This is a genomic window from Mycobacterium montefiorense, assembly GCF_025823255.1.
Lineage (GTDB): Bacteria > Actinomycetota > Actinomycetes > Mycobacteriales > Mycobacteriaceae > Mycobacterium > Mycobacterium montefiorense.
This window is the reverse complement of record NZ_JACKVL010000012.1, coordinates 239,321-265,922: the sequence shown is the minus strand read 5'-3', so window position 1 is coordinate 265,922 and position 26,602 is coordinate 239,321. Positions and strand designations below refer to the sequence as shown.

Annotated in this window: 28 protein-coding genes; 9 read left to right on the top strand and 19 right to left on the bottom strand. The window is 65.6% G+C overall.

The window, feature by feature from the left end; translation table 11 throughout:
• The 11 genes from panD to H7K34_RS10840 form a co-directional block, all read right to left on the bottom strand.
• A complete protein-coding gene (gene panD, locus H7K34_RS10890; protein WP_264061903.1) occupies window positions 1–444 on the bottom strand; it encodes an aspartate 1-decarboxylase in 444 nt (147 codons plus the stop codon).
• Window positions 444–1,382 (bottom strand): pantoate--beta-alanine ligase, encoded by a 939-nt coding sequence (gene panC, locus H7K34_RS10885; protein ID WP_264061902.1) that lies wholly within the window; start codon window positions 1,380–1,382, stop codon window positions 444–446. The genes panD and panC overlap by 1 nt, the downstream gene beginning before the upstream one ends.
• On the bottom strand, window positions 1,379–2,290 hold the full coding sequence (locus H7K34_RS10880) for a Rossmann-like and DUF2520 domain-containing protein (RefSeq protein WP_264061901.1): 912 nt from the start codon (window positions 2,288–2,290) through the stop codon (window positions 1,379–1,381). The genes panC and H7K34_RS10880 overlap by 4 nt, the downstream gene beginning before the upstream one ends.
• A 116-nt stretch (window positions 2,291–2,406) precedes the next feature.
• On the bottom strand, window positions 2,407–3,849 hold the full coding sequence (locus tag H7K34_RS10875; RefSeq protein ID WP_264061900.1) for a DUF6779 domain-containing protein: 1,443 nt from the start codon (window positions 3,847–3,849) through the stop codon (window positions 2,407–2,409).
• A 143-nt stretch (window positions 3,850–3,992) separates the two neighbouring features.
• The gene (locus tag H7K34_RS10870; RefSeq protein ID WP_264061899.1) at window positions 3,993–4,478 is read right to left on the bottom strand and encodes a DUF3180 domain-containing protein; all 486 of its coding nucleotides are present in this window, start codon (window positions 4,476–4,478) and stop codon (window positions 3,993–3,995) included.
• The gene (gene folK, locus H7K34_RS10865) at window positions 4,478–5,029 is read right to left on the bottom strand and encodes a 2-amino-4-hydroxy-6-hydroxymethyldihydropteridine diphosphokinase (protein WP_108920295.1); all 552 of its coding nucleotides are present in this window, start codon (window positions 5,027–5,029) and stop codon (window positions 4,478–4,480) included. The genes H7K34_RS10870 and folK overlap by 1 nt, the downstream gene beginning before the upstream one ends.
• On the bottom strand, window positions 5,029–5,427 hold the full coding sequence (gene folB / locus H7K34_RS10860; protein ID WP_264061898.1) for a dihydroneopterin aldolase: 399 nt from the start codon (window positions 5,425–5,427) through the stop codon (window positions 5,029–5,031). Before folB ends, folK begins: the two co-directional genes overlap by 1 nt.
• Window positions 5,420–6,262 carry a dihydropteroate synthase gene (gene folP, locus H7K34_RS10855; protein ID WP_264061897.1) on the bottom strand — a complete coding sequence of 281 codons (843 nt, stop codon included), beginning with the start codon at window positions 6,260–6,262 and terminating at the stop codon, window positions 5,420–5,422. The genes folB and folP overlap by 8 nt, the downstream gene beginning before the upstream one ends.
• Entirely contained in the window at window positions 6,259–6,867 is a 609-nt protein-coding gene (gene folE / locus H7K34_RS10850) for a GTP cyclohydrolase I FolE (protein ID WP_108920292.1), read from the bottom strand. The genes folP and folE overlap by 4 nt, the downstream gene beginning before the upstream one ends.
• A 14-nt stretch (window positions 6,868–6,881) precedes the next feature.
• Window positions 6,882–9,251, bottom strand: coding sequence for an ATP-dependent zinc metalloprotease FtsH (ftsH, locus tag H7K34_RS10845; RefSeq protein ID WP_264061896.1), 2,370 nt, complete (start codon window positions 9,249–9,251; stop codon window positions 6,882–6,884).
• Window positions 9,252–9,496: 245 nt separating this feature from the next.
• Window positions 9,497–9,916, bottom strand: a complete 420-nt coding sequence (locus H7K34_RS10840; protein ID WP_264061895.1) for a VOC family protein — start codon at window positions 9,914–9,916, stop codon at window positions 9,497–9,499.
• A gap of 126 nt (window positions 9,917–10,042) precedes the next feature.
• Between H7K34_RS10840 and H7K34_RS10835 the strand changes: the two genes are divergently transcribed.
• Genes H7K34_RS10835 through H7K34_RS10825 form a run of 3 tightly spaced genes read left to right on the top strand, consistent with a single transcriptional unit; the run spans window position 10,043 to window position 13,232 of the window.
• Window positions 10,043–11,011 carry an alpha/beta fold hydrolase gene (locus tag H7K34_RS10835; protein WP_264061894.1) on the top strand — a complete coding sequence of 323 codons (969 nt, stop codon included), beginning with the start codon at window positions 10,043–10,045 and terminating at the stop codon, window positions 11,009–11,011.
• Window positions 11,008–12,195, top strand: coding sequence for an LLM class flavin-dependent oxidoreductase (locus H7K34_RS10830; protein WP_264061893.1), 1,188 nt, complete (start codon window positions 11,008–11,010; stop codon window positions 12,193–12,195). Before H7K34_RS10835 ends, H7K34_RS10830 begins: the two co-directional genes overlap by 4 nt.
• Window positions 12,195–13,232, top strand: a complete 1,038-nt coding sequence (locus tag H7K34_RS10825; protein ID WP_264061892.1) for a zinc-binding dehydrogenase — start codon at window positions 12,195–12,197, stop codon at window positions 13,230–13,232. The genes H7K34_RS10830 and H7K34_RS10825 overlap by 1 nt, the downstream gene beginning before the upstream one ends.
• Here the strand turns inward: H7K34_RS10825 and H7K34_RS10820 are convergent.
• Complete coding sequence (locus H7K34_RS10820; protein WP_264061891.1) at window positions 13,211–14,440, bottom strand: PPE family protein; 1,230 nt, start codon at window positions 14,438–14,440, stop codon at window positions 13,211–13,213. The two genes, H7K34_RS10825 and H7K34_RS10820, sit on opposite strands and share 22 nt — an antisense overlap.
• 13 nt (window positions 14,441–14,453) lie before the next feature.
• Entirely contained in the window at window positions 14,454–14,753 is a 300-nt protein-coding gene (locus H7K34_RS10815) for a PE family protein (RefSeq protein ID WP_264061890.1), read from the bottom strand.
• Window positions 14,754–15,243: 490 nt separating this feature from the next.
• Between H7K34_RS10815 and H7K34_RS10810 the strand changes: the two genes are divergently transcribed.
• The 4 genes from H7K34_RS10810 to H7K34_RS10795 all read left to right on the top strand — a co-directional run bounded on the left by H7K34_RS10810 (window position 15,244) and on the right by H7K34_RS10795 (window position 18,382).
• Window positions 15,244–16,044, top strand: a complete 801-nt coding sequence (locus tag H7K34_RS10810) for a helix-turn-helix transcriptional regulator (RefSeq protein ID WP_108920286.1) — start codon at window positions 15,244–15,246, stop codon at window positions 16,042–16,044.
• A gap of 70 nt (window positions 16,045–16,114) precedes the next feature.
• Window positions 16,115–17,362: a cytochrome P450 family protein gene (locus tag H7K34_RS10805; protein WP_264061889.1), complete on the top strand. Its 1,248-nt coding sequence runs from the start codon at window positions 16,115–16,117 to the stop codon at window positions 17,360–17,362.
• Window positions 17,359–17,631: a hypothetical protein gene (locus tag H7K34_RS10800; protein ID WP_264061888.1), complete on the top strand. Its 273-nt coding sequence runs from the start codon at window positions 17,359–17,361 to the stop codon at window positions 17,629–17,631. Before H7K34_RS10805 ends, H7K34_RS10800 begins: the two co-directional genes overlap by 4 nt.
• Before the next feature lie 10 nt (window positions 17,632–17,641).
• Entirely contained in the window at window positions 17,642–18,382 is a 741-nt protein-coding gene (locus H7K34_RS10795; protein WP_264061887.1) for an SIMPL domain-containing protein, read from the top strand.
• Between the two features lie 10 nt (window positions 18,383–18,392).
• On the opposite strand, the gene hpt is transcribed toward H7K34_RS10795, so the two are convergent.
• The 4 genes from hpt to dacB are packed head-to-tail and all read right to left on the bottom strand — an operon-like array spanning window position 18,393 to window position 22,425.
• Entirely contained in the window at window positions 18,393–19,046 is a 654-nt protein-coding gene (hpt, locus tag H7K34_RS10790) for a hypoxanthine phosphoribosyltransferase (protein ID WP_264061886.1), read from the bottom strand.
• Window positions 19,047–19,058: 12 nt separating this feature from the next.
• A complete protein-coding gene (gene tilS, locus H7K34_RS10785; RefSeq protein WP_264061885.1) occupies window positions 19,059–20,018 on the bottom strand; it encodes a tRNA lysidine(34) synthetase TilS in 960 nt (319 codons plus the stop codon).
• Window positions 19,997–21,043 carry a zinc-dependent metalloprotease gene (locus tag H7K34_RS10780; RefSeq protein WP_264061884.1) on the bottom strand — a complete coding sequence of 349 codons (1,047 nt, stop codon included), beginning with the start codon at window positions 21,041–21,043 and terminating at the stop codon, window positions 19,997–19,999. The genes tilS and H7K34_RS10780 overlap by 22 nt, the downstream gene beginning before the upstream one ends.
• Window positions 21,040–22,425, bottom strand: a complete 1,386-nt coding sequence (gene dacB / locus H7K34_RS10775) for a D-alanyl-D-alanine carboxypeptidase/D-alanyl-D-alanine endopeptidase (protein WP_264061883.1) — start codon at window positions 22,423–22,425, stop codon at window positions 21,040–21,042. The genes H7K34_RS10780 and dacB overlap by 4 nt, the downstream gene beginning before the upstream one ends.
• Before the next feature lie 127 nt (window positions 22,426–22,552).
• Between dacB and H7K34_RS10770 the strand changes: the two genes are divergently transcribed.
• The gene (locus H7K34_RS10770; protein ID WP_264062432.1) at window positions 22,553–23,041 is read left to right on the top strand and encodes an inorganic diphosphatase; all 489 of its coding nucleotides are present in this window, start codon (window positions 22,553–22,555) and stop codon (window positions 23,039–23,041) included.
• Here the strand turns inward: H7K34_RS10770 and H7K34_RS10765 are convergent.
• Window positions 23,022–23,882, bottom strand: a complete 861-nt coding sequence (locus H7K34_RS10765; protein WP_264061881.1) for an LLM class flavin-dependent oxidoreductase — start codon at window positions 23,880–23,882, stop codon at window positions 23,022–23,024. The genes H7K34_RS10770 and H7K34_RS10765 overlap by 20 nt on opposite strands.
• Window positions 23,883–24,013: 131 nt before the next feature.
• Complete coding sequence (locus tag H7K34_RS10760) at window positions 24,014–24,394, bottom strand: DoxX family protein (RefSeq protein WP_264061880.1); 381 nt, start codon at window positions 24,392–24,394, stop codon at window positions 24,014–24,016.
• A gap of 443 nt (window positions 24,395–24,837) precedes the next feature.
• Between H7K34_RS10760 and H7K34_RS10755 the strand changes: the two genes are divergently transcribed.
• Complete coding sequence (locus tag H7K34_RS10755) at window positions 24,838–26,496, top strand: FAD-binding oxidoreductase (RefSeq protein WP_308205443.1); 1,659 nt, start codon at window positions 24,838–24,840, stop codon at window positions 26,494–26,496.
• The last annotated feature ends 106 nt before the right edge of the window (window positions 26,497–26,602 follow it).

Here is a 26,602-nt window from a genome sequence, read left to right as displayed (position 1 = left end):
TTACAGGACGCCGATCCGGGGGTTGTGGGGGTACCGCCCGCGTGCCGGGGATAGGTCGGCCGCATCGTCGGGCACGAAAGCCGGATCGCTCCCCAGGTCGATCTGCTTGTTGTCGGCATCGACGAAGACGATGCGTGGCTGGTAGGCACGCGCCTCGGCATCGTCCATCGTGCCGTAGGCGATCAGGATCACCAAGTCGCCGGGGTGCACGAGATGCGCTGCGGCACCATTTATTCCGATGATGCCGGTGCCACGCTCGCCGGTGATCGCGTAGGTGACGAGCCGGGCGCCGTTGTCGATGTCCACGATGGTCACCTGCTCGCCCTCCAACAGATCGGCGGCCTCCATCAGGTCGGCATCGATGGTCACCGAGCCGACGTAGTGCAGATCCGCTTGCGTGACGGTGGCACGGTGGATTTTCGACTTGAGCATCGTCCGAAACATCAGTTCCTCCAAGGTGTTTCAACATGTCCGTCCGGCCCCCGAGAGGTGCCGGCGATACCATCGAATTGGATTGCAACGTTGTCCAGCAGTCTGGTGGTGCCGAGCCGGGCGGCGATCAGCAGCCGACCGGATCCGTTGATGGGTTCGGGTCCGAGCTCAGTGCTGCGCAGCTCCAGGTAGTCGAGCATGAGTCCGGGGGTGGCATCGAGCACCGTGCGGGCCGCGTCCAGCACGGCCTGGACGCCGTGCCCCGCCGCATGCGCCCCGGCCGTCAGCGCCGCCGAAAGTGCTACGGCCAGTTCACGCTGCTCGGTATCGAGGTAGCGATTGCGCGACGACATCGCCAGGCCGTCAACTTCCCGCACGATCGGCACACCGACGACCTGCACGTCGATGTTCAGGTCGGCAACCATCTGCCGGATCAGGACCAGTTGCTGGTAATCCTTCTCGCCGAAGAAGGCACAGTCTGGGTGCACGATCTGCAGCAGCTTGCACACGACCGTTAGCATTCCCGCGAAATGTGTTGGCCGCGAAGCACCTTCGAGCTCACCGGCCAGCGGACCAGGCTGCACGGTGGTGCGTAGGCCGTCGGGATACATCGCGGCGGCGGTAGGGGCGAACACCACCTCGACACCTTCGCCGCGCAGCAGCGCCAGGTCGTTGTCGAGCGTGCGCGGGTAGGCGTCCAGGTCTTCCCCGGCACCAAACTGCAGCGGATTCACGAAGATCGAAACAGCCACTACGGAGCCGGGCACCCGTTTGGCGGCGCGCACCAGGGCCAGATGCCCCTCGTGCAGCGCGCCCATCGTCGGCACTAACATCACCCGGCGGCCGGTGTAGCGCAGCGCGCGGCTGACGTCCGAGGCGTCGCGTGGCGCCGCGTAGATATTCAGTTCACCCGGCTCAAACGCCGGCGGTCGTGCCGTCGTCGCGTTCATCGCGCCAACACCTCGACGACGTCGGACGGAGCGTGTGCGCGCTGCGCGGTCCGCAGGGCGTTCACCCGATAGGCCTGCGCCAGCTCCGGATCAACCTGCGCCAGCGCGCGCAGATGGGCGGCGACCGCGGCCGCATCACCGCGGGCGACCGGACCGGTGAGCGCGGCCTGCCCACGCTGCAGCGTGTTCTCCAGCGCCGCCCGGGCCAGCGGTCCCACGATGCGCTCGGCAAGGCCGCCGGGCTGCTCGTCGACGGCTTGCTGCCCGAGCAGTTCGCTGCCCCGCAGCGCCGCCCGCAACGCGTCGAGCGCATCGGCGAGCACCGCCACGATGTGATTGCCCGCATGGGCCAGGGCGGCGTGGTACAGGATGCGGGCGTCCTCGCGGACGCAGAACGGCTCGCCGCCCATCTCCAGAACCAGCGACTGCCCGATCGCGTAGCCGACATCGTCGGCCGCGGTGATGCCGAAGCAGGTGTCCGGCAGCCGGCTGATGTCCTCGTCGGAGCCGGTGAACGTCATCGCCGGGTGGATCGCCAGCGGTATGCAGCCATGCTGGGTCAGCGGCGCGAGGATGCCGACCCCGTTGGCGCCCGAGGTGTGGACCACGATCGTGCCGGGCCGCACCGCCGAGGTGGCGGCCAGCCCGGACACCAGTCCGGCGAGTTCGCTGTCGGGAACCGACAACAGCAGCAGTTCGGCCGCGGCGGCCACATCCTGGGGTGGGACTATCGAGGTGTCCGGCAGCCGGCGCGCCGCCCGCTCCCGCGACGCATGGGAGATGGCGCTGCACGCCACTACAACGTGCTCAGCGCGCTCCAGGGCGACCCCCAGGGCGGTACCCACCCGGCCTGCCGAAATGACGCCCACCTTGAGCCTGGCCGGGCGCAAACCGTCGAACTGCTCCATCGCAGACGGCCTCACAATGTTGATTCGTTCGTTCCAGTCCCAGGTGCTGGGTACCGGACGGTCATCCAGATTTTAGTCGATCCGGGACGCTGCCCCAATGTGAGGAATGTCCCAGCTCAGCCTTCCCGGCGACGACGCCGGCCACCCCCGGATGGCTGTACCTGCAGCCGGGCCAGCAGGTCGGCAACCGACTGACCACCGGTCTGCGGGCCCTCACCGATGTTGTCCGGCGCCTCGGGCCCGGACTCCGCCCCGAGGTGGCGGGGTGCGGGCTCCGGCTGCGGCGCGGGGGCGAGTCGGGGTGGCGGCGGCTCCGCGTCGTGAAGTTCCTGCCTGGCGTGCGGCGGCGGGGGCGGCGCGGTCGCGGCGGCGGGGCGAGGTGGCGGCGCTGGGCCGGGCTCGTTCGGTCCGAGGAAGTTCGCGACGGAATAGTCACGGTACTCCGCGGAATGGCGCGAGCGTGCCCGACGGCTGGATTCGCTGTCCGGCGCTGGGGGCTCGGGCTCGACTGGCGGGCCCTCGAACTGCTCCTCGGGGTTGGAATGCCGGGAGCGCCGACGCCGGCCCGACGTTTCAGCGGCCGCATCGGGTGAATCGCCGCCCGCCCAGTTGCTGCCGGGTGCTCCCGGAGGCAACCAGAGCCCGTCGGAGATCACCGGCTGCCAGTCGGGCCGTGCCAATCCGGGCTCCGGTGGTGGTGGTGGCCCGGGTGGCGGCACCTGCTGGGGGTGCGGCTGCCAGTGTTGGGGCTCGAATCGCTGCTCGGCCGCGGCAGGGGCGGGCATCGGCGGGGGCGGATACGGGACCTCTTGCGGGACCACATACGGCGGAGTCTGCGGATACTGGGCCGGTGGCGGCGGGTAGGCCGCCTCTTGCTGGTCTTCGTATTGGAACCGGGCCCGCTCCCGCGAACGCGGCGGCACCAGCGGCTCTTCGGGCACGTCGATGATCGCGGATTCGTCGATGCGAGGCTCAGCCGAGTTCACCGGGTCGCCCTCGCGGACCGAGGTGACCCGATCGCTGGTCACCCAATCGACTCCAGCGCCCTCCCCGTTGCGGTCCCAGTCGCTGTACGCGCGGGCCGGCGGCGTATCGGTCTCCATGGTTCCCAGCGCCGGGCGCTGCTCGAGGTCGGTGTCGAACAAGATCTCCAGGCTGGTCCGCAGCGCGGACACTTCCGCGCGCAGCGCGGCCAGATCGTCGTCGGCCGCAGCGCGTATCTCGGAGGCCAGCTCGCGCCGCAACTGGGACTCGACCGTCAGCTCGTACTCACGGCGAGCCGAGATTTCCCGATCCAGCTGTAGGTCATAGACCAGCTTCAAGTCCCGCACCCGCGACTGATCGGCGTCGCTTTGCCGACGGTAGAGCACCGACACGAAAGCACCGGCGACTGCGGCCCACAGCGCCAGGATCACAGCGAGCTTGAGAAGTTCCACCCGATTGGTGAAAACCAGTGCGGAACTGGCCCCCATCGCGAGGACCAGCAACGCCGTCAAGAGCACCCACCCCGGCCTGCGGCCGCCGCGCCGACCCCGGGCGCCGCGGGACAGAACGGTCATGGCCTGACTGTACCTGTGCGACGTCATCGCGCGTGTCGCACGACTCCGGCGATTCTCACCTGGGTTAATTCGTTGATTAATCGCCGTTAACTGGCGGGCCGTTCGCGTCCACCCGCCGGATGGTCCGCAACCTCGGCGGGCCCTTAGCCTTCCGCTCCTTCGGCCCCCCCGCCGTGCTCGGTCTGGTCCGGCGGGGATTTGCAGCAGTGCTGTAGCCACAGCGCGGCGACCAGAAGCGCCAACGCGCTGACGGCGGCCACCACGGTTCCCGTGGTGTCCTCCGCGGCGACCCGCAGCCAGGACCGACGCGGCAGGAAGTACACCAGCACCCCGACCCACCAGCCCAGCACCAGGGCGCCGACCCAGGCCGACGCCTTGGCGATCACCACGGTGCGTGCCACCGCGAGCGGGTGCAGCCAGCCGGGCCCGTCACCGATCTCCCCTTCGGCGATCCTGGCTCGTACGTAGCGCGCCCACAGCGCCTCGGCGATAGCCACCGCGAGCAGCGACAGACCCGTCCACACCGTGATCGGCGGAAACCACCGGAACAACGCCCTGATCAGCAGGTAACTCAGTATCGCAGCGCCGACTACCGCGGCCGTCAGGTCACGTTTTCTAGTCGGCCCCATCAGCTCTGCGATTCCGGATCGGCTCGGGACGCGGCCCGGTGCGTGAGCGTCTGTACCGACAGCCGGACCGCCTCTTGGTCGGCGGGATCGAGTTCGGCCAACAGCTGAGCGACGGGTTGGGGCCCACCGGCCACGGTCAGCTGAGCCCCCGGGTCGACGGCCAGCCAGGGCACCATCACGAAGGCCCGCAGGTGGGCTAGCGGATGCGGCAGTGTCAGGTTGTTGTCCAGACTGATCACCTCGCCGTCCGCGGAGTAGCAGGCAATCAGGTCGACGTCCAGGGTGCGCGGGCCCCAGCGCTCGCCGCGAACCCGGCCCGCCGCATGTTCGAACTCCTGCGCCCGGCGCAGCCAGGCCTGGCCGTCGCGGGCCGGGTCGTCGGCGATCAGCACCGCGTTGAGAAACGGCCCCTGCTCCACCCGCCCCCAGGGGGCGGTCTCGTAGACGGGCGAGACCGCCAGCAGTGCGTCGCCGAGCCCGTCGACCACCGACTGCAGTCGCGCCAGCCGGTCCCCCAGGTTGGAGCCGATGGACAGTACGACGCGGGTCATCAGACTGAACCCGCGGGAATCACCGAACCGCGCCCGCCGCGCCGCGACCGCCGGATCACCACCGCGACATCGGCGAACTTCTGCGGTATCGGGGCCTGTGGCTTATGCACCGTCACCTCGACAGCGTGTACTCGCTCGTCGGCCATCACGTGATCGGCAATCTCGGCTCCCACCGTCTCGATCAGGTTGTGCGGAGGCCCCGCAACGATGTCGGCGGCCCGCTGGGCCAGGGCGCCGTAGTCGTGGGTGTCGGCCAGGTCATCGCTGGCGGCGGCGTCGACCAGGTCGATCCACACGACGATGTCGACGACGAATTCCTGCCCATTTGTCCGCTCGGCCTCGAAGACTCCATGTCGGCCATGAACTGTTAAGCCGCGCAACTCGATTCGGTCAGCCATTGCTCTTTGTCCGCCCTATCTGCGTCCAGGCATCGACGACCTTGAGGGCGTCGACAGAGGCCCGCACATCGTGCACTCGCACACCCCAGACTCCGTGCAGGGCGGCCAGCGCGGAAATCACCGCGGTCGCCGTCTCTCGCCCATCGGGCGGCCGGGGCGAGGAGTCCGGTCCGGCCAACAGCGTACCGAGGAACCGTTTACGCGAGGCACCCAGGAGCACCGGCACCCCGGTGGCCACCAGTTCCGGCAGGGCATGCAACAACGCCCAATTGTGTTGTCCCGTCTTGGCGAATCCAAGTCCCGGGTCGATGACCAGCTTCGCCGGGTCGACGCCGGCGGCCACCGCGGCGTCCACGCTGGCCAGCAGTTCCGAGCGCACCTCGGCCACCACGTCACGGTAGTGCGGAGCCTCGTGCGGGTGGCTCGACGACACCGATCGCCAGTGCATCAACACCCACAGCGCACCGGCTTCGGCCATCAGTGGTGCCATCGCCGGATCGGCTCGCCCGCCGGACACGTCGTTGACGATCCGCGCGCCGTTCTGCAGGGCGGCGCGAGCGACTTCCGCGTGCATAGTATCGATGCTCACCGTAATACCCTGTGCCACAAGTTCTTTGATGACAGGAAGGACGCGGGAGCTCTCGACCCGCGGGTCGATCCGGGTGGCTCCGGGCCGGGTCGACTCTCCGCCCACGTCGACGATGCCCGCACCTTCGGCCGCCAATGCCAGGCCGTGCGCGACGGCGTTGTCGGTACAGAGGTAGCGTCCGCCATCCGAGAATGAGTCGTCAGTGACGTTCACGACCCCGACAACCTGCACAGGCGGCGAACTCACTTACGCAGGATGAGATCGAGCGCTTCGGCTCGGGAGGCCGCATCGGTTTTGAACTGGCCGCGCACCGCGGAGGTGGTGGTGGTGGCGCCGGGCTTGCGGACACCGCGCATCGCCATGCACAGATGCTCAGCCTCGACGACGACGATCACCCCACGGGGGGCAAGCCGGTTCACCAACGCGTCGGCGATTTGGCTGGTGAGCCGCTCCTGAACCTGCGGCCGCTTGGCGTAAAGGTCAACCAGCCGGGCGATTTTCGACAACCCGGTTACCCGGCCTTCCTCGCCGGGGATGTAGCCGACATGGGCCACGCCGTGGAACGACACCAGGTGATGCTCGCACGTGGAGTACAGCGGGATTTCCTTGACGATCACCAACTCGTCGTGCTCCTCGTCGAACATGGTGTTGAGCACGGCATCCGGATCGGTGTAGAGCCCGGAGAATATTTCCCGGTACGCGCGAGCGACGCGAGCCGGGGTGTCGCGCAACCCGTCTCGATCGGGGTCTTCGCCGATCGCGTACAACAACTCGCGGACCGCCGCCTCAGCACGTGGCTGGTCGAACGCTCGTACGCGATCCAGCTCGATGCGGGTATCCGGGAGCGCCATCGAATCTCCGTTCGTCAGCCGCGGGCCGGCGGGTTGGACCGGCTTACATCCTCATCCGGTTGATCAGGGGATTTTGTCGGATCCGGGCTGGGCTGACCGGGTGGGGGGTAGGGCGGATAGGGCGGGTACAACGGCTGGCCCTGGCCACGGCTCGGCTGGCCCGGATAGCTCGGAGCCGGCGCAGGCCAATGTGGCTGCGGTGGAGGCGGATACCAGTGTCCCTGCGGCTGTTGCTGATGCTGCGGTGGCGGCGGCCAGCCGGGCGCATGCCAGCCGGCCGGAGCCCCGTAGTCGGGCTGAGTGGGACGCAGGGACCCGGCGCGATCGCCGGCACCCTGACCACCGTGAGAACCGTTGGGGCCATGGGCTTTTCTATCGGCCTCAGCTTGCGCGGCCTCGGCGGCCTGGCTGGCCGCCGCGATGGCCGCCTTGAAAGCCGGCTCGGGGACCGGTTGGGGCCACGGCTCGCCCCGCTCGATCGCCAGCTCTCCGGGCGTCTTGATCGGCGGTTTGTCCGACGGGATACGACCACCGAAGTCTTCGAACATCGTGAGCCGGGGCCGCTTTTCGACATCGGCGAAGATCTTCTCCAGCTCGGGCCGGTGCAGGGTTTCTTTTTCCAGCAGCTCGCCTGCCAAAGTGTCGAGCACATCGCGGTATTCGGTGAGGATCTCCCAGGCCTCGGTGTGCGCGGCCTCGATGAGCTTGCGGATCTCGTCGTCGATGTCGCGGGCAACCTCGTGGGAGTAGTCCGCCTGGTTGCCCATAGTCCGGCCCAGGAAGGGGTCGCCATGCTCGGAGCCGTATTTGACGGCACCGAGTTTGGAACTCATACCGAATTCGGTGACCATCGCGCGCGCGGTCTTGGTGGCCTGCTCGATGTCGGACACCGCGCCGGTCGTCGGCTCGCGGAACACCAGTTCCTCGGCGGCGCGCCCGCCCATCGCGAACACCAGCTGCGCGACCATCTCCGAGCGGGTGCGCAGGCCCTTGTCCTCTTCGGGCACCGCGACGGCGTGCCCGCCGGTACGGCCGCGGGCCAGGATCGTCACCTTGTAGACGGGGTCGATGTCCGGCATCGCCCACGCGGCCAGGGTGTGCCCACCTTCGTGGTATGCGGTGATCTTCTTCTCATGCTCGCTGATGATCCGGCCCTTGCGGCGCGGTCCGCCGATCACCCGGTCCACGGCTTCCTCGAGGGCGGGCCCAGTGATGACTGTGCCGTTCTCACGGGCCGTCAGCAGCGCCGCCTCGTTGATGACGTTGGCCAGGTCGGCGCCGGTCATGCCGACGGTCCGCTTGGCCAGCCCCTCCAGGTCGGCGCCCGACGCGATCGGCTTGCCCTTGGAGTGCACGGCCAATACCGCACGCCGGCCGGCCAGGTCGGGGTTGGACACCGGGATCTGCCGGTCGAAGCGGCCCGGGCGCAGCAATGCCGGGTCCAGGATGTCGGGGCGGTTGGTCGCGGCGATCAGGATGACCCCGGCGCGATCGCCGAAGCCGTCCATCTCGACCAGCAGCTGGTTCAGTGTCTGCTCACGCTCGTCGTGGCCACCGCCTAGCCCGGCGCCGCGCTGGCGGCCCACCGCGTCGATCTCGTCGACGAAGATGATGCACGGGCTGTTCTGCTTGGCCTGCTCGAACAGGTCGCGCACCCGCGAGGCACCGACACCGACGAACATCTCGACGAAGTCGGAGCCCGAGATGGTGAAGAACGGCACCCCGGCCTCTCCGGCCACCGCGCGGGCCAGCAACGTCTTACCGGTTCCCGGTGGCCCGTAGAGCAGCACTCCTTTGGGGATCTTGGCGCCCAACGCCTGATAACGCGACGGGTTCTGCAGGAAGTCCTTGATCTCGTAAAGCTCCTCGACCGCCTCGTCGACGCCGGCGACATCGGCGAATGTGGTCTTGGGCATGTCCTTGGAAAGCTGCTTGGCGCGCGATTTACCGAAGCCGAAGCCCATTCGGGCGCCGCCCTGCATGCGCGAGAACATCACGAACAGGCCCACCAGCAACAGCAACGGCAACACGTAAACCAGCAGCTCGCCCAGGATGCTGCCCTCATTGACGACGGTGGCAACCTTGGCGTTCTTCGCGTTGAGCGCGTTGAACAGGTCGACGGCATAACCACTGGGGAATTTGGTGATGACCTTGTCGGAGTTGTCGGTGTCGTTGTTGCCCTTCTTCAGGGTCAATCGGAGTTGCTGCTCCCGGTCATCGATCTGCGCGCTCTTGACGTTGTCGCCGTTGATCTGGGACATCGCCACCGAGGTGTCGACGGGTTTGTATCCGCGGGTGTCATCGCTGAAATAGAAGAACGACCAGCCGAGCAGCACAACTACAGCGATCGCCGTGACTATGCGAATCACGTTTTTCCGGTTCATCAATCATCGGCCGTTTCGGCCAGGTCCTTCCCGATACACGCAGCTGGAAAAGTTCAGGCTACCGCTACTGGCGATCGCCAGCACCGGCAGAGCCGGGGCGCAGCGGGTCGCCAGCTGCCTGCATAGACAACGAGCGGCGGTTCCCGATCCGACCTAGAGCACCGCAAATTGAGTTCGGGGACACCTCGCATTGGGAGAAGCCACACTGGGATGACACTGCGCAGCCATGAACTCTTGGGGGCCGCTTACTCGTCGTAATACCGGGCCTCGAGCACATTGCCGTCCGGATCGGAGAAGTAATAGGTGTGCGGTGCCCATCCCCGGGCCCCGTAGCTGCGGCTCAAGCGGGCGCTGGTGTCCACACCCGCCGCCTGCAGGCGCCGATCCAGCGCCTGGTATTCGGACTTCGACAGCGCCAGGCAGACGTGGTTGACCGGGTGTCCGGCACTGCCCTCGACCTTTGTCAGCAACTCTGAGCCGGCAATGTTGGCCACCGGCAGCAGGTCGATGATCGAGTCTTCGCACACCCGCACGCTCGGAAACGGCGCCTCTGCGGCCTCGTACTCGTCGAAGCGCAGCGGCGCGAGCCCGATCACGTTCGTATAGAAGTCCATCGCTGCGCGCGGATCCTTGGTCCACAACACGATGTGGTCCAGTCGCCTCATGCCGAGTCCACCCGCTTTCGGTTAGCCGTCGTATTCGCGATATCTACCAGATGCCAGGAAGTGAACGGCTATTTTCAACTCAGGTGAGCACTTCTCACGCCAGGAGGGTTGTGATTTGGTGTGTTGGTGCCCACCTCAACCGAACGGTTAGTAGAGACCAACGGCGTGCGGCTGCGGGTGTTCGAGGCCGGCGATCGCGGTGCTCCCGTGGTGGTCTTGGCCCACGGCTTTCCCGAATTGGCCTACTCATGGCGACACCAGATTCCGGTGCTCGCCGAGGCCGGCTATCACGTGCTGGCACCCGACCAGCGCGGTTACGGCGGCTCCTCGCGCCCCGACGCGATCGATGCCTACAACATCCGCGAGCTGACGGCCGACATCGTCGGACTGCTCGACGACGTCGGCGCGCAGCGAGCCGTCTGGATCGGCCACGACTGGGGTGCCCCGGTGGTGTGGCATGCGCCGCTGCTGCATCCCGACCGGGTCGCGGCTGTCGCCGCCCTCAGTGTGCCGGCCACGCCCAGATCGCAGGTAACGCCGACGCAGGCATGGCGCAAAACATTCGGTGAGAACTTCTTCTACATCCTGTATTTTCAGGAGCCCGGCATCGCCGACGCCGAACTCAACGGGGATCCGGACCGGACGATCCGCCGGTTGATGGGCGGCCTGCGTACCGACGGCGACAAGGCCGCGGGGATGCGGATGGTGGCACCGGGCCCGGAAGGCTTCATCGATCGCCTGCCCGAACCCGATGGGCTGCCGGCCTGGATCAGTCAGGAGGAGCTCGACCACTACATCGGCGAGTTCTCCCGCACCGGTTTCACCGGCGGCCTGAACTGGTACCGCAATTTCGACCGCAACTGGGAACTCACCGCCGACCTCGCCGACACGAAGATCTCGGTGCCGTGCCTATTCATCGGCGGCACAGCCGATCCCGTTCTCGCCTTCACTCGCGCCGACCGTGCCGCCGAGATCGTCTCCGGGCCGTATCGCCAGGTGATGATCGACGGCGCCGGCCACTCGCTGCAACAGGAAAGACCCGACGAGGTCAACACAGTATTGCTGGAATTTCTCAACGGATTGGAGCTGCGGTGAACGCACCGCTTGGTTTCGGCGTCTTCATCACACCATTTCACCCGATCGGCCAATCCCCCACGGTCGCACTGGAATACGACATGGAACGCGTCGTCGCCCTAGACCGCCTGGGGTACGACGAAGCGTGGTTCGGCGAACACCATTCGGGTGGCTACGAGTTGATCGCGTGCCCGGAAGTGTTCATCGCGGCCGCCGCGGAACGGACCAAACACATCCGGCTGGGCACCGGCGTAGTCTCGCTGCCCTACCATCATCCGCTGATGGTGGCCGACCGCTGGGTGCTGCTGGACCACCTGACCCGCGGCCGGGTGATGTTCGGCACCGGCCCCGGGGCGCTGCCGTCAGATGCCTACATGATGGGCATCGACCCGGTCGACCAGCGACACATGATGCAGGAGTCGTTGGAGGCAATCCTCGCGCTGTTCCGCGCCGGGCCTACCGAACGAATCGACCGTCACACCGACTGGTTCACGCTGCGCGACGCGCAACTGCACATCCGCCCGTACACCTGGCCCTATCCGGAAATATCCACGGCGGCAATGATTTCGCCGTCCGGACCGCGCCTGGCGGGCGCCCTGGGCACGTCATTGCTGTCGCTATCGATGTCGGTGCCCGGCGGTTACGCCGCGCTGGAAACCACCTGGGATGTGGTGCGCGAGCAGGCCGCCAAAGTCGGGCGGGACGAACCGAGTCGGGCCGACTGGCGGGTGCTGTCCATCATGCACATCGCCGACAGTCGCGAGCAAGCGATCACAGACTGCACCTACGGGTTGCAGGATTTCGCGAACTACTTCGGTGCGGCCGGATTTGTCCCACTGGCGAACACGGTCGAGGGCACGCAGACACCGTACGAATTCGTCGAAGACTATGCGGCTAAAGGGAATTGCTGCATCGGCACCCCCGACGAGGCGATCGCGCACATCGAAGACCTACTGAAACGGTCGGGCGGCTTCGGGACTTTGCTGATGCTCGGTCACGACTGGGCCTCCCCCGAAGCGACGTATCACTCCTATGAATTGATGGCCCGCAAGGTGATTCCACACTTCAAAGGGCAGCTAGCGGCACCGCGAGCGTCGCACGGCTGGGCCAAAGATCATCGCGACCAACTGATCGGCCGCGCCGGCGAGGCCGTCGTGAAAGCCATCACCGAGCACGTCGGCGAGCAGGAAGGCGCGGTGACCTGATGCGCGCCTCGGTGCTGCGCGACGGCCGGATGGTCTATCGCGACGACGTCGCAGACCCGGTACCCGAATCCGGCCAGGTGCTGGTCGCCATTCGGGCCTGCGGAATCTGCGGCTCCGACTTGCATTTCGCCTCGCACGGTCGCAAGGTGCTGGAGATGACCGAGCGGGTCGCGCGTGGCGCCAGCGGTATGGACGTCGACCTGGAGCACGACATCTTCATGGGCCACGAATTCAGTGCCGAGGTGCTCGAAGCCGGCCCCGACACCGACACCCATCCGTCCGGTTCCATCGTCACGTCGATTCCGGTGCTGTTGTCCGACAAGGGTGTGCAGCCGATCGTCTACAGCAACAACACCATCGGCGGCTACGCGGAACGGATGCTGCTGTCGGCGCCGCTGCTGCTGCCCGTCCCCAACGGTCTGGACCTCAAACACGCCGCCCTGACCGAGCCGATGGCGGTGGGGCTGCACGCCGTCAACAAGTCGAACATCGAGCCAGGCGAAACCGCCCTGGTGCTGGGCTGCGGCCCGATCGGCATTGCGATCATCGCGTGCCTTCGGGTGCGCGGCGTGGAAAGCATTGTGGCGTCGGATTTCTCGCCCAAGCGACGTGAGTTGGCTACGGCGATGGGCGCCCATCAGACGCTGGATGCCGCACAGGGCTCGCCGTTCGACATCGTCAAACCAACGGTGGTTTTCGAGGCGATCGGAGTGCCCGGCATCATCGACGACGTGCTCTTGCGGGCGAGGGCGGGCACCCGCCTGGTCGTTGCTGGAGTGTGCATGGAGGCCGACACCTTCCATCCGTTCTTCGCGATTGCCAAAGAGATCAACGTGCAGTTCTCGCTGGCCTACGGAGCCGAGGAGTTCGCCGAGTCACTGCGCTCTTTGGCCGAGGGCGAGATCGATGTCAGCCCGCTGATCACCGGCGAGGTGGGCCTGGACGGGGTCGGCGCGGCCTTCGACGACCTCGCCGACCCCGAGTGGCAGTGCAAGATTCTGGTGACGCCCTGGGCTTACCCGCCCGCGGGGGGATGAGTGATGATCGTCGGCTTGAAACCGTAGCGGGGAGGAGCAAAGTGGGCGGTCGCTACGCTGCGCCCCGCCCCACTGCCCGCTAGCGGCATCCCACCGACCGCATTGGTCCCCGGCTGTGCCGCCGCCGCAGTACTGAGGCCGTTGAGCGTCACAACGGCGGGGTTGGTCGCCGGGCTGACGGCGCCCCAGGACGCCGGAACCGACAAGCCCCCGACGGATGCCGCATGGCCCACTACTCCCGTGGCGTTGCCCACGACTCCCGAAAGCATCGGCGGCGCAGCGTCAATGGCTCTCGCAGCGACCGCGGCAGCCTGGGCGACGCCCTCGGTGGCGGCCCGGGCGGCCTGGGGTGCGAAGCCCTGCGCGAGCTGCTCGACGTCTCTGAAGGCGGTGGTAAACAGACGCGTCGGCGAGACCAACCGGATGAATGCGTCGAACGGCGTGCTGGCGCTCAAGACTTGCGACCCAGTCAGACCCCTGAAGAGATCACCCAAGTGGCCGTTGAGCCGAACCCCAGCGCCTTCGGTTTTCACGCCACCGAGATTGAATGCGGGTGTCGACCGGGCATTGTTGGTCGACCCCGCCAGCGACGACAAGGTTTGGGGCACCGCGTTGAGCCCCTGGCTACCTGCGCTATTGCCCGCCGCTTGCGCCACCACAGCGGCCTGACCGGCCGGCCCGCCAGGTTTGGGTGTTGCGGGCTGGAGCGGCGACAACGTGGACGCCGCCGCGGACGCACCCGCGTAGCCGTACATCGCGACCGCATCTTGAGCCCACATCTCGCCGTACTCCGTTTCGAGGGCCGCAATCGCCGCGGTGTTCTGCCCAAGGAAGTTCGTCGCCAACAACTCCAGCAACAACAACCGATTCGCCGCGACCACCGGCGGAGGCACTGTCTCGGCGAACGCCGCCTCGAAGGCACCCGCGGCCCCCGCGGCTTGGGCACCGGCCTGTTCGGCCTGCCCGGCCGTCTGACTTAGCCACGCCACTTGCGGGGCGGCCGCAGCCAGCATGGCCGAGGCGGATGGCCCCTGCCAGGGGCCATCGGTAAGCCCGGAAATCAGCGCCGCATAGCTGGCTGCCGCGGAATACAGCTCGGCGGCCAGCCCGTCCCAGGCTGCCGCCGCGGCCAGCAGGGGCCCTGATCCGGGCCCCGTATACATCAGCGTGGAATTGATCTCCGGCGGTAACTGCGCGAAATCCAGCATCGGCGTTCCTCGCCTAACCGGCCGCGGCGGCGTTGGCGAGCTCGGTGGCCGCATACGAACCGGCACTGACGACCAGCGTTGCCACCAGCTGCTCTCGGACCGCGGCAGCCTCGGCGCTGATCTGCTGAAAGAGCTGCGCGTGCGAAGCAAATTGTGCCGCAGTCAATATCGAAACCACATCAGCGGCTGCCGGGACCACCCCCGTCGTTGGTGTTGCCGCCGCCGAACTCCCCTCCCGCACTGCCGCATTCACACTGTGCAGCTCACCGGCAACTGTATTTAGCACTTCAGGCTGCGCCCTCAGAAAAGACATATCTCCTCCTCACAAGCTGTTCTATTTCACCATCTTTCAGCAGACAACTCCGGCTCCTGAATCAGACGCCTGGCTACGCTAGACGCGACATGTCCAGGGATAACAGCCCCAGACTAGCCAATTCATTATCGAGTCGATAACTGTTCATGTTGCCGATCCGGCACGCTGCAACATTTGTTTTTAGTATGAAAGACTTTGCAAAACAATATGATTGGAGGTTTATATGAATTCGCACGCGGATCGGCGGATTACTGATAGGGTGCGCTCACACCTGCGCGCCGACTGCCGGAAATTGCTGCGGTCCGATACGCGTATGTCAACGAATCGCCGGAGCCAAAGCATGCGCCAGCTCGGCTCGGCTTCCGGGGAGCCGAGCCTCCGGACTATCTGCTGCCAGCTAATTTTTGGCTATGCTGAACGAGGCAGGCAATCAGCTACGCGACGGGACGGAGCCGATGCTGAAACGTGAGTCCTCGGCGGGTTAACCACCGTGACCGAAGGAACCGCACTGGCGCAGTTTCTGCGCGCCCGTCGCAGCCTGGTCCAACCCGCTGACGTGGGACTACCCGTGGGCGGGCGCCGCAGAGTCGCCGGGCTGCGCCGCGAGGAAGTGGCAATACTCGCCAACATCAGCACCGACTACTACCTGCGCCTCGAGCAAGGCCGCGAGGAGCATCCGTCGGATCAGGTGCTCATTGCGCTGAGCCGGGCTCTGAAATTGGATGACGACGCGGTGTCTTACATGCGAAACCTGATGCGCCACCAATCCACCGACGTGGTCCAACCATTGCGGGACCCGCACCCAGGAATCCGGGGACTGATTGACGGCTGGCCGCTGACGGCGGCACATGTGGTCGATCCCGGGTTGACCGTGGTGGCCACCAACCACCTCGCTGACGCCCTGTTGCCCAGCTTCGGAGTCGGGGCCAACACAATGCGGGAATTATTTCGTGATCCCGAGACGCCGAACTTCTACCGCAACTGGAAGAAGCTAGCCGCGTGGGCAGTTGCCCTGGTCCGGGTCTTGTACGGCCAACGCCCCGACCCTGCCCTGATCAGTCTGGTCGACGAGTTGGTCGAGCAATGCCCACGGTTCCGTCAGCTCTGGGAACGCCACGATGTCACGTACGAACCCGCCGGACTGATGCTGGTCAACCATCCGCGGGTGGGCAAGCTCGATCTCAACTACCAACAGATGGTGTTGCCGGCGACCGGTCACGTGCTGGTGGCGTACTGGGCCGAACCCGGGTCCCCATCGGAGGAAGGCATGCGCCGCCTCGACGTCGGCTGAGCCTGGGAGTCGCACAACCAGGAATCACGCGTCCTGGATACACCGAGTCAACGGCAGCATTATTCGTGATGTGAGCCAGAACGGATGCCAGATTGGCACTGGACCTGCGCCGACCGAGAACGCGCCGCGCCTTGGTCGGGCATTCATCCAAGATCCGCACCCCATCTATCGCCGGCTGCGCGCGCAAGCCCCCGCGCATAGTGTCCAGATCTGGGGTGAGGCGCAAGCCTGGCTGGTCACCCGCTACGCCGAGGCGCGGGCGCTGTTGACCGACCCGCGGCTGAGCAAGGACTGGCAGCGGCTCAACGGGTTTTTTCCACCCACCAACAATGATCCGCACCGCTCGCTACTCAACAGCCATATGTTGCAGCAAGATCCGCCGGACCACACCCGGCTGCGCAAACTGCTGACCAAGGCGTTCACCGCCGGCAGCGTGCGAAAGATGAGACGCGATATCGAAGTGATCGCCGACGACTTGCTCGATCGGATGGCGATTGCCGCCGCAGGCGATGCCTTGGTGGATCTGATTCAGTCGTATGCGGTTGCGTTGCCGTTGGGCGTCATCGGCAGGTTGCTCGGCGTTCCGCCCGACGATCGCGACCGCTTTCGCCGTTACGTCGAGCCATCGTTCACCAGCACCGACCCCGCCGAGCTGTCGGTGGCCGAGAATATGTTGATCGACATGTTGACCGGGTTGATCGCGCAGAAGCGCAAGCTACCGGCCGACGACCTGCTCAGCGCTCTGGTGCACGCGTCCGACGTCGACGACCGCCTGTCCCCCGACGAGCTGCTGTCCACCGCGTTCCTGCTGATTCTGGCCGGCTACGAAACCACGGTGAACCTCATCGGCAACGGCGTGCTCGCGTTGCTGCGCAACCCATCTCAACTCGCGGCGTTGCGTGACGACCTATGGCTGATGCCCACGGCGGTGGAGGAGTTCCTGCGGTTCGAGAGCCCGCTCAACACCGCCACCATGCGATTCACCACCGAGCCGGTGCAGCTCGGTGCTGTCGAGATACCCGCGGGCCAACTCGTCTTGATCGCCCTGCTCGGCGCAAACCATGACAGCAGCCAGTTCGACAACCCGCATCTTCTCGACGTGACAAGGGCCCCGAACCCGCACCTGGCGTTCGGGCACGGCATTCACCACTGCCTTGGAGCACCGCTGGCGCGACTCGAAGGAGAGATCGCGATCGGCCGGCTACTCGCCAGATTTGACCGGATCACCTTGGACGACAACATTATTCTGCAGTACCGAAACAGCACACTGATGCGCGGTCTGACCGCGCTTCCCGTTCGCCTGCACGAGTTCCGATGAACGACAACAGCAGCCAAAACAATTTCGGCGCAATGCAACTAATGGGAATACTCGCAGGATTGATGATCGCGCCGGTAGCGACACCGGCATTGATCTGGGCCACGATCACCGCGAATCTTCCTCTCGCACTGGTGATCATGCAGCTGTTCGTCATGGCAGTGGTTTTGAACTGGCTTTCGCGCAAGATGATTCGCAATCACGAACTGACTGACGACTCCGACGACGACACGATGAGCAACCCCTGGAGTAGCGAGCCATCAAACGGCTAGGGTGCCAGGCATGGCGATCGATCAACGCGCTCGAGGTTTCCTCGGGTGGTCGATTGCCGTGGCCGCGGCCGGTTTGGCCCTGACCACGGTATCGGCCTGTGATTCCCACAATCCGACACCCGCACCGGGAGCAAATCCGCGTCAGGTCACCGTGCTGGGGTCAGGGCAAGTGCAAGGTGTCCCGGACACGTTGACCGCCGACGTCGGTATCGAATTCAGCGCGCACGATGTCACCGCGGCGATGAACCAGACCAACGACCGTCAGCAAGCCGTCATCAATGCCCTCGTCGGCGCCGGTATCGATCGCAAGGACATCAGCACCACCCAGGTGACGCTGCAGCCCCAATACGGCAGTCCCGAGCCCACGATCACCGGCTACCGCGCCACCAACGCGATCCAGGTCAAGATCCACCCGACCGACGCGGCATCGCGAATGCTGGCATTGATCGTCACTACCGGCGGCGACGCCACCCGGATCAGTTCGGTCAGCTACTCCATCGCCGACGACTCACAGCTGGTCAAGGACGCACGGGCGCGCGCGTTCAACGATGCCAAGAACCGCGCCGACCAGTACGCCCAGCTGGCGGGGCTGCGACTGGGCAAGGTGCTGTCCATCTCGGAGGCCACCGGCGGCTCGCCGATGGCCGGGTCACCGCCGGCGCCACCCAAAGCCATGGCCACCGCGGTACCGCTGGAGCCGGGCCAGCAGACAGTGAGCTTTTCGGTGAACGCGGTGTGGGAGCTGGACTAGTGGCGATCGGCTACTGCTCGTAGACCCTGGGGTCGAGCGTGCCGATATAGGACAGGTCGCGGTAGCGCTCGTCGTAGTCCAGGCCGTAGCCCACGACGAAGTCGTTGGGAATGTCGAAACCCACATAGGCGATCTCGGCGTTCGCGCGCACCGCGTCGGGCTTGCGCAGCAGCGTGCACACCCGCAGCGAGCGGGGATGGCGAGTTTTCAGGTTCCGCAACAGCCACGACAACGTCAGGCCGGAGTCGACGACGTCCTCGACGATCAGCACGTCGCGATCGTTGATGTCGCGGTCCAGGTCCTTGAGGATGCGCACCACACCCGACGAGGACGTCGAGGAACCGTACGAGCTGACAGCCATGAATTCGAATTGCGTCGGCACCGGAATCGCGCGCGCCAGGTCGGTGACAAAGATCACGGCGCCCTTGAGCACGGTGATCAACAGCAGATCCTGGCCGGTCGCGTTGATGGACTCCCGATAGTCGTTGCCGATTTGCTCGCCGAGCTCGCCGGTGCGTGCCTGGATCTGCTCCGTGGTGAGCAGCACGGACTTGATGTCCCCCGGGTACAGATCCACGGGCTGCTCGGGCGTTATCGCCGAGGAGATCTGGGCCACGCCCACAGCGTGCCATGTCAGCGGCCGAACAACCAACGGCGGCGACAATCTTGCAGCCTTTTACATAGACTCGCGCCGCAGGGTCAGGGCGCCGTCGCGGCGCCCTGCGACCAGGCGCTCGCCGCGCAAATCGGATCCGACGGCCACCCCGCCCTGCCCACGCCAGGCGGTGACCAGCGCATCCACCCCGCGGATCTGCTTATCGGTCAACCCCCTCGCACCGCCGGCCAGCAGCCAGCCGCGGATCACCCGGCGCCGCACCGGGTCGGGCAACGGAGCCAGCGCCTGGGCAGCCAGTCCCGAGTCCGCCCGCACACCGGGCGCCGCCTGCGCCGCGAGCGCATCGATGAACTCGGTGTCCTCTCGCAGCGCTGTCGCGGTCCGCGCTAGCGCCTCGGCCACCCCGCCGCCCAGGACGTCCTCGAGCAGCGGGAGCACCTCGTGCCGCAGCCGGGTCCGGGTGAAGCGGCGGTCGCTGTTGTGCGGGTCCTGCCACGCGGTCAGGCCCAGCTCACGGCACGCGGCATGCGTCGCGGCGCGCCGGACACCCAACAACGGCCTGCCCCACGGCGGGTCATGCGGGCGCATCCCGGCCATCGAGCGCGCTCCAGAGCCGCGACCCAGCCCGAGCAGCACCGTCTCGGCTTGATCGTCGAGCGTGTGGGCGAGCAGCACCGGCCCCAGACGGTAGGCGCTCAACGCGGCGTAGCGGGCCGCCCGCGCGGCGGCCTCGGGACCGCCGTCATTGCCGACCTGTACCGAAACTATTTGTGCGTCAACACATCCCAATGCGATGGCCTGGGTGCGCGCGGTTTCGGCAACTGCGGCCGATTCGGGCTGCAGGCCGTGATCCACGATCAGTGCGGTGGTGCGCCGCAGCGGAGCCGCGACCGCGGTGAGCGCCAGCGAGTCCGGTCCGCCCGATAGCGCTACACACCATTGGTCCCCAGTGACCAGATGGTCCTTGGCGAACGCCTCGACAGCCGCACGCAGCTGGCCTACAGAATCCTGTCGATCCATCGCTGAGGGTCTTCGATCTCGGCGGGCAGCGGCAGCGTTTCGGAGCTCGTCCAGACGGTGCTGAATCGCTGCATTCCGACCCGGTCCACCACGTGGTCGACGAACGCCTTGCCACGGGTGTACTGGCTGAGCTTGGCGTCCAGGCCCAGCAGGGCGCGCATCAAGCGTTGCAGTGGCGGTGGCTTGCGACGGCGGCGGTCGTCGAATCGGCCGCGAATGGTGGCCACCGACGGCACTGCCTTCGGCCCGACGGCATCCATGACGTGCTCGGCGTGCCCTTCCAGCAACGTGCCCAGCACCAGCAGCTGATCCAGGGCGTTGCGCTGTGGCTCGGACTGCACGGCGCGCACCAGGCCGACAATCCCCGACGCGGAAGCGTCGGACGCCGGAAGACCACGGTTGCGCACATAGGAGGCCAACCTGCCGGCCACTTCCCCGACGTCGTCGCCGGCGTCGCGGGTCAACAACGCCAGCGCGTCCGACATGTAGTCGGGCAGCCATGGGTTGGCGGTGAACTGCACCCGGTGCGTCACCTCGTGCAGACATACCCACAGCCGGAAGTCGGACGGCTCCACCCGCAGCTGACGCTCGACGGCGATCACGTTCGGATATACCAGCAGCAGGCAGCCCTGCATGTCGTCAAAGAACGGGTCGTACTGGCCGAGAATCCCGGATGCCACAAACGCCAGCACCGCGCCCGTCTGCGCGCCGGTGAGCCGGCCGGTGAGAAACCCGTGTGGCTTCTCGGTGCCGTGCGTCATCACCCGCATCGAGTCCGCAGCGGCGCGAACCCACTCGCCGCGGTCGACGATGCGCGCAGGCGGCACCACCCCGCCGGTGGCCAGGCCCGTGACGTCGCGTACCAGCGGTTCGGCTTTGGTCGCCGAACTCGCCAGCTCGTCGATCGCCTGACGGCGGGTGTAGTCGCTGGCCGGCGGGCCGGGCCGGGCCAGCCGAGCGCCGACCGTCGCAGCGAACTGCCAGTCGACGGCGGTCCCCAGGGTCAAGTCGGTTGGCGCGGTCATGCGCACCCGCAAGTCCACAGCCGAGTGGCCAAAGCGTCCATTACATTGCGCCCGTTGGGGCCGGCGGAATTGGAGATGAACGCGAACGTGAGCACGCGTCCGCTGCGGTCGGTGACGACCCCGACCAGCGAGTTCGTCGCGGTCAACGAGCCGGTCTTGGCTCGCAACCAGCCGGCCGGTCCCTGGTTGGTGGCCTGATCGAGAAAGCGCTCTGCCAGCGTCCCGCTGCCACCGGCGATTGGAAGCAGATCCAGCAGCGCCCGCAACGACGGCTGGTCAGGCCCCGCGGCCGCCTGCACGGTGCCGTCGAGCGTCTTGGCCGTCAGGCGATCGTCGACCGAGAGCCCGCTGGAGTCCAGCAGCGCGGCACCGGTGGTGTCGATGTGTGCGGTGCTCAACCGATTGGTCACCGCGTCCACCGCACCCGCGAAGCTGCGCGGCCGGTTGATCGCCGCCGCCACCTCACGGGCGATGCACTCGGCCAGCACGTTGTCGGAGTGGTCCATCATCTCGCCGAGCCGCTGGACCAGCGGCGCAGATTGCACCACCGCCAGCTGCCGTGCCCCGGACGGGGCGGCGGCGACCGTCACCGCGGCAGGGTCCATTCCGAGGGCTTTGGCCAGCTCCCGGCCCGCGTCCAGCGCTGGAGTCTTAGACCGCCGCGAGTTGACGGTGCTCGGCTGGATGCGGCCGGCGTCGATCATCACCGATTCGATCGGCGCGATGTCGCCGTTGTCGATGTCGGTCGGATCCCAGCCCTGTGCCAGCGTCGGGCCGGTGAACGCCGAGGTGTCCACCTGCACTGCCGTCGGCGTCATGCCGCTGCGACGAACCTGTTCCACCAGGTCGCTGATCCGCGGCGCACCGCGGTACCAGGTCGGCACGTCCGGCGGTGCGGCCGACAGCGTCGGATCGCCGGCCCCCACCAGCACAATCGGTCCCTGAGCGTTTTGGCTGCCGGCCACGACGCGGGTGCTGATGCGGGCCTGACGATCCAGCGTCAGCAGTGCCGCGGCCGCGGTCAGCACCTTGTTGGTCGACGCCGGCACCAACGGCACGTCGTCGCCCAGCTGCCACAGTTCTTTTCCGATGATGGCGTCGGTGACCCGGCCGCCGAGCCTGCCCAGATTGGGGTCGGCAGCCACCAGCGCCAGCACGGCCGCCAGCCCAGCCGCCGACGGCGTCTCGGCGGTGTCGGCGACGGGCACCATTCCCGGCTTGACAACCGGCGCGCGCGGAGGCGGTACGGGGACGTGCGCGTTGCTGGTGCCGTGCCCACCCGTGGTGAAAAAGGTGGCCGCGGCCACCACGGCGGCGACGAACGCCAGCACGGCCACTCCGATGAACACCTGGGTGGATTTCCGCCAGCGAGTACGACCCATCACTCTCCTGACTCTTTGGTCCCATTCTGCCGAATCCGCCGCAACTCGCTCGACTAGGGTGATGCGCGACGCAACCGACCTACCCGGGTCGACCCAGATTTACGTCTCTTCGAAGGAGCTTCAGACAGTGCAATTCGACGTGGTCATTGAGATCCCGAAAGGCCAGCGGAACAAGTACGAGGTCGATCATGAAACGGGGCGGGTGAAGCTGGACCGCTATCTGTACACGTCGATGGCCTACCCTACCGACTACGGATTCATCGAGAACACCCTCGGCGAGGACGGCGACCCGCTCGACGTGCTGCTGCTGCTTCCCGAGTCGGTGTTCCCCGGCGTGCTGGTCGAGGCGCGGCCGGTGGGAATGTTCAAGATGGTCGACGAGGCCGGCGGTGACGACAAGGTGTTGTGCGTTCCGGCTGGCGACCACAGGTGGGACCACATCCAGGACATCGGCGATGTTGCGTCCTACGAGCTGGACGTCATCAAGCACTTCTTCTCGCAATACAAGGCGCTGGAGCCGGGCAAGTACGTCAAGGCAGCGGACTGGGTCGGTCGCTCCGAAGCCGAAGCCGAGGTGGAGCGCTCGATCGCACGGTTCAAAGAAGGCGGACACTAACGCTTCTGGCCGGGTGGCAACCTGGCGATGTGACCTCGGTGCTTGGCACCTTCGCCCGGCGGGCTTGTTGGGTATCCCGCCGAGTCGACCTTTCGTTCGCTGCATCGTTCAGTTGGCACTGACGCCACTTGATCATGTCTTCGAGCACGGCAAGGTCGCGGTGTGATTCAGGAGTGATTTCGGCGATGAACGTCGAAACACCTTCTGCCAGCAAGACATCGGCGGCTGATTTCCCAGTCCAGGTCGCTGAGCGTGTGACACCAGGATGTTCATCTAGCTCATCGGTCATTTGGTCAAGTATGGCGCTGTCGCGCCGGAAGGCCGCGACGTCGAGGGCGGTATGCCAGGTCTGTGCGTGGCGGGCGATTAGACCCAACATCCTCGGGCTGCCAGATCCACACATAGCGATTGGGATCGAATGTGCTTGTGGGCTAGCATTTTTAGACAACCTCCACCCGAGGTGTTGAAGTGCTGCCTCCAATCGATTCATCTGTGAAGTCGTGGTGTCGTGGCGATACTGGCTGTAATCCTTGCCGTAGCGCGAGACCACCTGGCCAGGCTCGTGGTTGCCAATTCCGAAAATGAGCCGACCGCAGGAGATGCTGTCGATGGTACGAGCCATATCAGCAAGCTCGTCCACGTTGCGATAGCCGATGCCCATCACGAAGATTCCGATCTGCGCCCGATTGGTGATTTCGCCCCATGACGCAAGCGCGGTCCAGCCGTGGAACTCGGTGACGACACCGCGGTTCACTCCTACCGCAGGATGCTGAACCTGATCGGTGCAGAAGATGACGTCGGCCCCTAGGTCTTCGGCACGTCTGACGGTGTCGCGCCACACTGCGTATTCGCTGGGACCCCTGGGGCACAACCGAATTCCGACATTGAGCGACCGTGTCACCGGAGCCGACTTCCTCGCTGGTTAGGCACGGTGTCCCGATACGATGCCCAGCTACCCGACACTTGTAGCCACTACGTGTTCAACGACCACGGGTCTAGGCGACCCAAGGCGACAATGACCGCAAGTATCAACAGCACCAGGTTCACCACAATATTTCGCGCTTCTTTGCGACGAGCGTGCAATGCGGCGGCACCGATCATCACCAGCGCCAGGCCGATGGCGGCCAGTGGTGTAAGGATCGGGGCGACATGCACTGCGGGAGGCAGGGCCAACCCGATGGCGCCTAGAATTTCGACGAGCCCGATCAATCGGATACTGGTCGCGTTGTAGTCCTGCGCCCAGCCTTGGCCCGCCACGACGAGTTGATCCTTGGGCACAAACTGCTTCATCAGCCCGTTAGCGGCAAATGTCACCGAGAGCACACTGGTGAAAATCCAGAGTGTTAACTGCATCGAGTCTCCTACATCCTGTCATGGCGAATACGACCGTAACGTGTTGCAATGCAGCTAAAGTCGTCTCTCGTGCGGCCCACGCGCAACCGCCGAATGAAAGCCGTGAAAATCACCTCGCGTTGGAAACCACCGCAGGATTATCGACGCCACCACGCTTCGGCTCGCACAACCATTCATAGTACGAACGGGATGACACGGCTTGTATCATAGGAACTTCGGCGGCCACGGATATAGAAAACTCATGTCATGGCATCGCCAGCGTGACCGCGACCTCGACCGCGACCGCGACCGCGACCGCGACCGCGACGAAATACATTCGTGTTACCTCATATTCAACGCCATACACGAAGGCGTCTACGGCGCAAGCATGTTAGGCATTCGCGAGTTAAGAACGAAGACAACATATCTCGAATATCACTGGCCGCGCCACGCGTCACGACGATATGGTGGCACTGTGTGATAGCTCGTCGATGCGGCTTCCTTTCGGCCCGTTGACTTGTCGGATTGAACAACCGCTCAGATGTGGGAGGCGCTCACATGACTATCGTCGATGCGGAAATCGATACGGGATCACCACCTTCTGGCACGAATCCCCGGCAAGTGGCGCTGTATGGGGTGCTGGACACGTGACTCGAGAGGACGCCCGGCGGCCCGCACGCTTGACAGATCGGCAGGTTGCGCAGCTAGATGGACTGCTGTCGGGCGAGGTTATTGATCCACAGCATCGTGAATACACTCGCGCACGGCGTATTTGGAACCACACGATTGACCGGTACCCAGCCGCGGTGGCGAGATGCGTGAACCGCGCTGACGTCGCCACCGCTATCGGGTTCGCGCGTGAACACGGTCTCGAACTCGCGGTACGGGGCGGTGGACATAGCGTCGTTGGACAATCGATGATTGACGACGGGTTGATCGTCGACCTCAGTGCGATGCAGCGCGTCACCGTGCACCCAGACACCGGGACGGTACGAGCAGAGGGCGGCTGCCTCCTGGCGGATCTCGACCGCGCGACACAAGCGCACGGCCTGGCAACGCCGGTAGGAATCGTTTCTAGCACGGGGATCGGCGGTCTTACGCTCGGTGGCGGAATGGGCTGGCTGACTCGCAAGTTTGGCCTTACTTGCGACAACTTGATCTCTGCTGAGGTGGTGTTGGCCGATGGCACTATTACTGCTGCCAGTGCGGCAGCGACACCTGACCTCTTCTGGGCGTTACGTGGAGCTGGCACCAACTTCGGGGCGGTGACCGAGTTTGAGCTAGCCACGCACCCGCTGGGTACAACCGTGGCTTTCGGGGTTGCCCTGTATGGCATTGATGAGGCGCCGGCCGCAATCGCGCACTACGAGCGAACCATGCGTAATTCCACCAATGACCTGACGGCTACGGTCCTACTGCGACGGGCAACTGCGGAGCCCGGGATCCCAGAGGAGCTGATCTATAGGCCAATGTGCGGCTTAGTCAGCGTTTGGACCGGCGACCCCCGAGATGCCCGAGCCGTCAACGAGGAGTTGTGGAAGGGTGCCTCGAAGGTCTTCGGCGGCGTTGAGGTTGTGCCCTATCGCGAATTGCACACAATGAATGATGCAGTACTGGCGGCCGGGGCATGTAACTACACCAAGGGTGGTTACCTCGGCCGGCTGGATGACGACTGCATCAAATCACTGGTTGAATCTGCAAGGACGTTGCCGTCCACGGACTCGGTTATCGCGCTTACCTACCGGCACGGCGCACAGGATCACCTTGACGAGCGCGAGACTGCGTTTCCAGCCCGGCTTGCTGATCACTGCATTACCATACTCACCCGCTGGCTCCCTGGTGTGCACGGACAGCCGCATATTAACTGGGCGCAAACGACTTTCGGCCTAGTCATGGCATGCCAAACGGCAAGGCTTTGCCCAAACGACACGGCTGCCCACGACATCGACCGAGCACACGACATCTACCCCGGTTATGACTACGCAAGACTTCGGTCAGCCAAAGCAAAATACGATCCGGAGAACATCTTTAACACCACACTCAACCTTCCACCACTGGACGGTGGCCGTCGCAACAGCGCGAGATACCAGTGCACAGACGCCCGTCGTGACGATCGACACTAGGGAGTGGAGGCAACTGTTCGGTGCGTCAATACTGCTTACTTGTAGCTGATTTCGTGCTATGAGTGGGGCTGGCCGACCGATCTTCGATGTGCGACGCAAATTGGAG